The sequence below is a fragment of the Acidisphaera rubrifaciens HS-AP3 genome (genome assembly GCF_000964365.1).
Taxonomy (GTDB): domain Bacteria; phylum Pseudomonadota; class Alphaproteobacteria; order Acetobacterales; family Acetobacteraceae; genus Acidisphaera; species Acidisphaera rubrifaciens.
In genome coordinates this window covers 1-5767 of the sequence record NZ_BANB01000658.1, presented here as the reverse complement: position 1 = coordinate 5767, position 5767 = coordinate 1, and the positions used below count along the sequence as shown (strand labels likewise).

The following is a 5767-nucleotide window of genomic DNA, read 5'->3' as shown; positions in this document are numbered from 1 at the left end:
GTGGGCGAACGGCTGCGGTTTCATCCGATCCTGCCGCCCGCGCTCAAGGAGTTCGCGATCCTGATCACCGCTTGCGTCTGGCAGGCGAGCTTTGAGTGGTACGCGCATTACGCGATGGCCCGCGCGGCGGGGATGGACGCGGCCAAGCTCGCGCCGCTGCTCGACGGCGCCCGCCCGGACGGCATGACGGAGGACGAGGCCGCCGTGTACGACTTCGCGACCGGCCTGCATCGCGACCGGCAGGTGAGCGACGAGGTCTATCGCCGCGTCGTCGAGCGGTTCGGCACCGATGGCGCGGTGGAGCTGATCGCGCTGTGCGGCTATTACACGCTGGTCGCGATGACGCTGAACGTCGCGCAAGTGCAGGCGCCTCCGGCCGATTATCCGTCGCTGCCGCCGCCGCCGGTTCCGCGCTGACCGCAAGGCTGATCGTCGTGCCGCATCGCCGCCGGACGGTTTGACGCCGGCCGCCGCGCGAGGCGATACTGGCGGGTATAAGTCCAGACACCTGCACGGGAGAGGACGTCCGCGATGAAGCTGATGTGGTTCCATCTGATGCCGTACACCGAGCTGCCGGATGATTTCCGCGAGCGGCATCCATCGGTCTGGGTCGATATCCACTCGTCGCTGTTCGATCCGAAGCGCGCGCATCTGATGTACAACGACTTCATGGACGAGCTGGAATACGCCGCCGATTGCGGCTTCGATGCCGTCTGCGTCAACGAGCATCACTCCAACGGCTATGGCCTGATGCCCTCGCCCAACCTCATCGCGAGCGCGCTGTCGCGGCGCACGACCGATACCGCGATCTGCGTCATGGGCAATTCGCTCGCGCTGTACAATCCGCCGACCCGCGTCGCGGAGGAATTCGCGATGATCGACGTGATCAGCGGCGGGCGGCTGATCGCGGGCTTTCCGGTCGGCACGCCGATGGACACCTGCTATGCCTATGGCCAGAACCCGTCGATGCTGCGCGAGCGGTATCTCGAGGCGCATGATCTGGTGATGCGCGCCTGGACGGAGAGCGAGACCTTCGCCTTCAACGGCCGCTACAACCAGCAACGCTACGTCAACATCTGGCCCCGCCCGGTGCAGCGCCCGCATCCGCCGGTCTGGGTGCCCGGCGGCGGATCGGTCGAGACGTGGCATTGGTGCGCGGAGATGGACTACGTCTACTGCTACCTGTCGTACTACGGGTACAAGGCCGGCAAGCAGACGATGAAGGGCTTCTGGGACGAGATGGCGCGTCTCGGCAAGGACCGGAACCCGTATCGCGCCGGCTTCCTGCAGTTCGTCGGCGTGGGCGAGAGCCGGCAGCACGCGATGGAGCTGTATGCCGAGGCAGCGGAATACTTCTACGGCCGGTGCCTGCATGTCGATCCGCGCTTCGCGACGCCGCCGGGCTACGTGACCGAGGCGAGCCAGCGCGCGGGGCTCGCGAGCCAGGTGCAGCGCGCGTCCGGCGGCGTGCTCGGCTCGACGACGGGCACGCGCATGGCCGCGGTCGCGCGCGAGATGGATGCCATCGTCGAGAACGGCTACGTCATCGTCGGCAGTCCCGACGAGGTGGTGGAACAGCTACACGAGGTCGCCGACGAGCTGAATGTCGGGCATCTGATGCTGCTGCTGCAGTTCGGCAACATGAGCAAGGAGCTGACGCGGTACAACACGCGCCTGTTCGCCGAGAAGGTGATGCCGCGCCTGCGCGACAAGTTCGCGCAGTGGGAGGACCGCTGGTGGCCGCAGCCGATGGCGCGCGCGGAGCGGGCCGAGGTGCCGGCCTTCATGCCGAAGCTCGCCGCCGAGTAGCCCCCGATGACGCAGGATGTCGAAGCGGGCACCGTCGAGGTGAACGGCCTGCCGATGCGCGTCTGGCGCAAGGGCGCGGGGCCGGCGATCGGGTTTTTCGCCGGGTATGGCGGACTGCCGCGGTGGATACCGTTCCTCGATGCGCTCGCGGCGCACCGGACGGTGATCGTGCCGTCGCTGCCCGGCTTTCCGGGGGGCGAGCGCGGCCATGCGGCGCTGGACACGCATCTCGACTGGGTGGTGGCGGCGCGGCAGTTGCTGGTGGGAGCCGGGCTCGATGGGGCGGATCTGATCGGCAGCTCCGTCGGCGGCGCGCTGGCCGCGGAGATGGCGGCGCTGTGGCCGGGGAGCGTGCGGCGGCTTGCGCTCATCGCGCCCTTTGGTCTGTATGACGCGGCGGACCCGCCGGCCGATCCGTGGGCACAGCGCGGCGACCGGATCGCCGCCCTGATGTGCGCCGAACCGGCCAACTGGACCGCGCTGAAGGCGCCGCCCGGGGGGGCGAACTCGATCGACTGGCCGATCGAGCAGACCCGCGCGAACGAGGCGGCGGCGCGCCTGCTTTGGCCGCTCGGCAACACGCGGCTGGAGAAGCGTCTCGGCCTGATCACCGCGCCGACGATGCTGCTGTGGGGGGCGGCCGACCGGGTGATGCCGGCGAGCTATGCGCGCCGGATACGCGAGCGGCTTCGGGCGCCCTCCGAACTGGTGACAATCCCCGGCGCGGGGCATCTGGCGGAGCTTGATCAGCCGGACGCCGTCGCCGCCGCCATTCTGCGTTGGTGTGCCAACTGATGTCGCTCGACCCCGATGCCCAGCGCGTGCTGGACCTGATCCGCCTGACCGGACGACCGCCCTTCGAGACGCTCACGCCGGCCGAGGCCCGCGAGGCCTATCTGGCCGGCCGCAAGGCGTTGCAGCCCGAGCCGCCCGAGGTCGCGGAGGCGCGTGACCTCACGCTGCCGGGGCCGGCCGGGGCGGTGCCGGTGCGGCTGTTCCGCGGCCGCAACTGCCCGGCCGATGTCCCGGCGCCGACGCTCGTCTATTACCACGGCGGCGGCTGGGTGATCGGGGATCTCGACACGCATGACGGCATCTGCCGCCATCTGGCGAACGCGGCGCGCTGCCGCGTGCTGTCGGTCGATTACCGCCTCGCGCCGGAGCAGGCGTTTCCCGCGGCGGTGGAGGACAGCCTTGCGGTGCTGCGCCACGCCGTGTCGTCCGACGGCGCCGCGCTCGGCGTCGATCCGGCGCGGGTGGCGGTGGGCGGCGACAGCGCCGGCGGCAACCTCGCGGCGGTCGCGGCGATCGCCGCGCGCGACGAGGGCATCAGGCTGGCGTTGCAGCTGCTGCTGTATCCGGGAACCGATCTCGGCGGCCAGCACCCGAGCTATGCGCTCGACCTCAGCGGCTTTCCGCTGACGTCGGCGACGATGCGTTGGTTCGTCGATCACTACGCACCCTCCGGCGCCGACCGGACCGACTGGCGCGCCTCGCCGCTGCGGGCGGCGAGCCTCGCGGGCGTCGCGCCCGCCTATGTGATGACCTGCGGCTTCGACCCGCTGCGCGACGAGGGCATCGCCTTTGCCGACCGGCTGGCGATGGACGGCGTGCGGGTCTGGCGCGTGCATCATGCCGACCAGCTGCACGGATTCCTGACGATGGGGAAGGTGATCCGCGCGTCCGCCGCCGCCCTGGACATGGCGGCGGCGGCGCTGCGGCTCGGCTTCGACGCGGCGGCCGGCTAGGCGGGGATCACGCCAGCGCCGCCATCGCCGCGCGCATTCCGGCGCGGTCGACGCCCGACAGCGAGCCGGGCCGTGTCCAGTCGGGATGGTCGATGACATGCGCCTCCTCGCCGCAGGCGAGCCACCAGCCCCAGGTGACGCGCTGGAGCGCGCCCCAGGTCACGACCGTCAGGCAGGAATCGGGCCCGGTCGGCGGCTCCGCTTCGACCGCCAGCACGCAATGGCCGCCGAGCGGCGCCAGGTCCGCGGCGCTCGGCGCGGCCGGGACGTGCCACACGTCCTGTTCGCGCACATAGGCGGGCAGCACGACGCCGAGATAGACGGCGCCGAAGACCGACAGCCCCGTCATCACGCCGGCCACGTCAGCCGGCGCGATCGACGCAAAGGCCTCGATCCGGTCCAGCACGCCGCCGATCACGAAGCCGTCCTGCAGCCATGACCGCAGCACGTCCTCCTCCACCGCGCCCTGATCGCTGGCGGGGTTGCCGGGCGCATAGCCGAAGCGGCGATAACCGGCCTCGACCTCCGCGTCCGACATGACCCGCTCGGCGCCCCCGATCACGCCGTACATCTGCTTGGCGTGCGCGACCCCCGCGATGGTGCAGCAGCCGAGCCGGTCATTGAGCGCCATCGGCCAGGACGCGACGGCGGCACCCCATCGGATCGCGCCTGACGGGGCGACGGCCCGCACGTAGTCGGCCATCCGCGGCACGCGCGGATCGCGCGCGGCCGGGAGGCGGCCGAGACGGCCGGCGACGGTCATTGCCTAGACCGCCGTGGTGACGCCGGCGATGTCGGTCTCGCCGTCGATCGTACCGGGCGCGGTGAAGGTCGGCGCGTACCACGTCGCGATGCGGCCATCGAAATTATAGGCGGTCGGATCGTCCCACAGGACGGCATTGCCGGCGGGGTTGATATTCAGTTCGGAATTGTAGAGGTGCACGCCGGACGGCAGATTCGCAGTACGCGCGAACAACGCCTGCTTCGCCTCAGACCCATGGTCGCGCACGACGAGACCGTTGATCGACACACCCGTCGTCGCCGCCGGCCCGGTGGTCATCGCGTCGAACAGGATGTGGTCGCTGATGTTGCGCTCTATATGAATGTCCAGCGTAAGCATCTGCGACGGCCCGCTGGACTCAATCAGGAGAATGCCAGGGACGGCCGCACCGCTGGATGAGCACTCCGCGTAGCCGTTGTCATACCGATGGCGCCGCGTCGCGCCGACGATCATTAGCGGCGTGTCGCCCATGGTGCGGAGGTCCGGCACCGCGAACAGGCATTCGTTGTACGATTGCGGCGTGTCTACGGCGGCGGTCACCGGAACGAACGACGAGCGCATGCCGAAATGGTTGCAGGCGTCGACGATCAGCGCGTGCGCACCGGCGGCGGTGCAGTTGTTGTAGCATTTCAGGCCGGAAAACAGGCTCGTCTCCGTGCAGAACAGATACAGCGGCGCGAGACTCCACTGGCCGCAGAACACCGCGCCCGAGAGGGTGTGGCAGTCGCCGAGCATGTTCGGTCCGGCCGCGCCGAGCTGCATGCCGATGCGCCCGGTGATGCCGGGAGCGGTCCCGACATTGAGGCCGACCCAGGTGGTCCAGCGCGAGCCGAGCGCGTCGATCACCGTGCCGCCGTTCGTGGTGCCGAGGATCTGCGCCCCGGGGAAGCTGACCATCGTCGAGACGGAATTCGTCAGCCCGGTTGCGTTGATGGTGCCGCCGATGTGGTAGGTGCGCGGCGGACCACCCAGGACGGTGCCGCTCGTCGCCGTGCGCAGGGCGGCGAAGGCGGCGTTGAAGGCGGCGGTGTCATCGCCGCCGGTGCCGACCGATGCGCCGCCGCCGAAATCCGTGACGTCGATCATGTACGTATTGGTCATGAAACCCCGCATTGAGGTGGGAGGGAGGGAAGGCGCGGACCGCCAGTCCGGGGCCCGCGCCCGGTCGTTCACGCGATAACGCTCACAGACTGGCCAGGGCCGCGCGCGCCTGATCCGGGGTCATGGCACCCGCGCGGTCGACGCCGACCGGGGCCAGCGCCACCACCGCCTGCAACCCGGCGAGCAGGACGGGGACGGCCGACAGCGCCGTCACGAGGCGCGGCGGCAGGCCGGGGATCGCCGCGACGGCGGGCAGGACGACGCCGGCGTCCTGGACGAGCGCCGTGACCCAGGTGCGGGCCGTCGGCAGTAACACCTGCGACGCCGC

The 5767-nt window shown here is 70.4% G+C and carries 7 protein-coding genes; 4 read left to right on the top strand and 3 right to left on the bottom strand.

Translation table 11 applies throughout. The features are described 5' to 3' along the window. From B8460_RS15970 to B8460_RS15955, 4 genes are all read left to right on the top strand, one after another. On the top strand, positions 1 to 417 hold a 417-nt coding region (locus tag B8460_RS15970), incomplete at its 5' end, for a carboxymuconolactone decarboxylase family protein (protein WP_199445674.1). A 114-nt stretch (positions 418 to 531) separates the two neighbouring features. Then, positions 532 to 1809 (top strand): LLM class flavin-dependent oxidoreductase, encoded by a 1278-nt coding sequence (locus B8460_RS15965; RefSeq protein WP_048862604.1) that lies wholly within the window; start codon positions 532 to 534, stop codon positions 1807 to 1809. A 6-nt stretch (positions 1810 to 1815) separates the two neighbouring features. Further along, positions 1816 to 2604, top strand: a complete 789-nt coding sequence (locus tag B8460_RS15960; protein WP_048862603.1) for an alpha/beta fold hydrolase — start codon at positions 1816 to 1818, stop codon at positions 2602 to 2604. Next, positions 2604 to 3557 (top strand): alpha/beta hydrolase, encoded by a 954-nt coding sequence (locus B8460_RS15955; protein ID WP_048862602.1) that lies wholly within the window; start codon positions 2604 to 2606, stop codon positions 3555 to 3557. Before B8460_RS15960 ends, B8460_RS15955 begins: the two co-directional genes overlap by 1 nt. Before the next feature lie 7 nt (positions 3558 to 3564). Here the strand turns inward: B8460_RS15955 and B8460_RS15950 are convergent, their stop codons facing one another. The 3 genes from B8460_RS15950 to B8460_RS15940 form a co-directional block, all read right to left on the bottom strand. Then, complete coding sequence (locus B8460_RS15950) at positions 3565 to 4320, bottom strand: hypothetical protein (protein WP_048862601.1); 756 nt, start codon at positions 4318 to 4320, stop codon at positions 3565 to 3567. A gap of 3 nt (positions 4321 to 4323) precedes the next feature. Further along, entirely contained in the window at positions 4324 to 5439 is a 1116-nt protein-coding gene (locus tag B8460_RS15945; RefSeq protein WP_148360649.1) for a hypothetical protein, read from the bottom strand. Between the two features lie 82 nt (positions 5440 to 5521). Beyond that, on the bottom strand, positions 5522 to 5767 hold a 246-nt coding region (locus B8460_RS15940), incomplete at its 5' end, for a hypothetical protein (protein ID WP_048862599.1).

Bases quoted from the DNA above. Each gene is read 5' to 3' on its own strand.
- B8460_RS15950 (WP_048862601.1), bottom strand. From the start codon at position 4,320: ATGACCGTCGCCGGCCGTCTCGGCCGCCTCCCGGCCGCGCGCGATCCG.
- B8460_RS15960 (WP_048862603.1), top strand. From the start codon at position 1,816: ATGACGCAGGATGTCGAAGCGGGCACCGTCGAGGTGAACGGCCTGCCG.
- B8460_RS15945 (WP_148360649.1), bottom strand. From the start codon at position 5,439: ATGACCAATACGTACATGATCGACGTCACGGATTTCGGCGGCGGCGCA.
- B8460_RS15965 (WP_048862604.1), top strand. From the start codon at position 532: ATGAAGCTGATGTGGTTCCATCTGATGCCGTACACCGAGCTGCCGGAT.
- B8460_RS15955 (WP_048862602.1), top strand. From the start codon at position 2,604: ATGTCGCTCGACCCCGATGCCCAGCGCGTGCTGGACCTGATCCGCCTG.